Annotated in this window: 1 protein-coding gene; it reads right to left on the reverse strand. The window is 69.9% G+C overall.

Annotated features, from left to right (window positions below):
- Positions 1–457 precede the first annotated feature (457 nt).
- The gene (locus tag VIB55_RS20445) at positions 458–2,131 is read right to left on the reverse strand and encodes an iron ABC transporter permease (RefSeq protein ID WP_331878521.1); all 1,674 of its coding nucleotides are present in this window, start codon (positions 2,129–2,131) and stop codon (positions 458–460) included.
- Positions 2,132–2,347: the final 216 nt, after the last annotated feature.

Consider the following 2,347-nt stretch of genomic DNA (forward strand, 5'->3'; position numbering starts at 1 on the left):
CGGCCCCTCTCCCGCAAGCGGGAGAGGGGCGAAATGCACCAGATTTCACGCGCGCACCCGATTGGAACTCGCGCCACGGCAGGCCAGTCCACGAAGGTGGACTTCGTGTGGTTGTTGCAGCGAATTCATTCGCCCGTGGTCCGCCGGGGGTCCGAGGCCGGGAACTCCGTGCCCGCTGCCGCGCCCGGGTTGTTTCCCTTCCGCGGCAAGATCCTTCGGCCCGCGTGGGATGGCGTACGGGCAAAGTGTGGCGTGGCTTGGCCTCAGGATGACAGGCTATGGTGCTTCCGCTGGCCTGGCGCACTCGGCTGCGCCTGCAGTCCGCGAAGGCGGACTTTGGGCCTTTGTTGCCGCGACTTCAGTCGCCCCAGCAGGGCCGAGGCCTCCGCTCCGTTCGGCCCTGGCGCTTCGGACGGGGGGGCGCCTCGGCCGGCACCGAGCCCGTTCGAAACACTCCCTATCCGCCCGCGACGTTCTTGTGCCCGAAGGCGAAGACGACGCCCACCAGCACGATCAGGATCACTCCATACGCCGCGGCGCCGCCGAAGTCGAAGCCGCGCAGGCTGGACAGCATCTCCACCGAGATGGGCCGCGTGCGGTGCGTGTACAGCAGGATGCTGGCGACGAACTCGCCCAGCGCCGTCACGAAGGCCAGCAGCGCCCCCGCCGCCAGCCCGGGAAGCACCAGAGGCAGCACCACGCGGCGCGCCGTCGTCCAGCGCGACGCGCCCAGCGAGGCGGCGGCCTCTTCCAGCGCGGGGTCCATCTGCCGGAAGCTGGCCAGCGCAGCCCGGGTGACCAGCGGGATGTTGCGGATGAAATACGCCAGCGGCAGGATGGCGAAGGTGCCCACCAGCACGAAGCGGCCGGCCAGCGGCTGGTGCACGTTGAAGGTGAACACCAGGGCGATGGCCAGCACCGTGCCCGGAAGCGCCCACGGCAGCGCCACCAGCGCCGACACCAGGCCGCGCCCGCGCAGCTTTTTCCGTGACATCAGCCAGGCCGCGCCGTACGCGAAGATCACGTTCGCGATGGTGGCCACGGTCGCCATGCGCAGCGAGTTGAGGATGGGCACCAGCCGCTGCGAATCGCCGAACAGACGCGTGTAGTTCTCCGCCGAGTACGAGGGCGGCAGCGTCTGCGTGGTCCACGTACCCTCGGGGACGAACGAGATCAGCAGCACCGTGGCGTGGGGGAGCAGAAGGAAGCCCACCAGCGCCGTCGCGGCGAGGGAGAGCAGCCGCCCCCGCCCGCCCGCAGCCGGCGGCGCCGCGCCCAGGCCCTTGCCCGCGCCGGTGTACTCGCGGCTGCTCTCGTACCGCTGAAGCAGCACCAGGAACAGCAACGACGCGGCGGCCAGCACCACGGCCTCCACCGCCACCAGCCCGTCCTCGCCGTTGAGTTTGCTGTTGAACAATTGCGTGGTGAGCACGCGAAAGCCGCCGCCGAAGACGTACGGCGCGCTGAACGACGCCATCGACGTCATGAACACCAGCAGCGCGGCGCCCCCCAGCGCGGGAGCCAGCATGGGCAGCGTCACCCGCCGCATGGTCGTCCACCAGCCGGCGCCCAGGGCCGCGGCGGCCTCGGCGTAGCCCGAATCCAGCCGCGACAGCCCGGCGGAGGTGAACAGGTAAAAGTAGACGTACATCGTGTACGCGTGCACCAGCAGCACCGCCCACGCGCCGGTCATCCGCCAGGGCGCCTGCTCCATCCCGAACAGCGCCTGCACGCCGCGCGTCAGGAACCCGCTTTCGCCGTAGAGAAAGAGAAAGGAGATGGTGCCCACCAGCGGGGGAAGCAGCACGGGCATGGCGGCCAGCGCGCCCAGCACCCGCCGGCCGGGGAAGTCGCGCCGGGCGAAGAGAAAGGCCAGCGGAACGCCGATCAGCGCGGAAAGGACCACGCTGGCCAGCGAGATCCACACGCTGTTCCACAGCGCCTCGCGCTCCGAGCGGCTGCCCAGGAAACGCGCGTAGTGCTCGGTGGTGAAGCGGCCGCCGTCGAGCACGCTGTCGGCCAGCACGAACAGGTTGGGATACAGCACCAGCCACAGCAGCACGAAGGCGACCACCGCCATCAGCGCGAGGGTGCCGCGCGAGGTCCGCTGTTTGTGCTTGCGTTCGCTCATCCGGCTATCGAGAAGACGTTCACGCGGAGCCGCGGAGGAAAAGGGAGAGCCGCGGAGGGATCAGAAGCCTAAAGCAGTTCTCCGCGACCTCCGCGCCTCCGCGTGAGACGGGTTTTCTAGGTCGTCGCGCGCGGCAGGGTGAGCGTGAAGGTGCTTCCCTGGCCGGGGGTGCTCTCGGCCGTCAGGTCGCCGCGCATGCCCACGGCCAGGTCGCGG

The sequence above is a fragment of the Longimicrobium sp. genome (assembly GCF_036554565.1).
GTDB lineage: Bacteria > Gemmatimonadota > Gemmatimonadetes > Longimicrobiales > Longimicrobiaceae > Longimicrobium.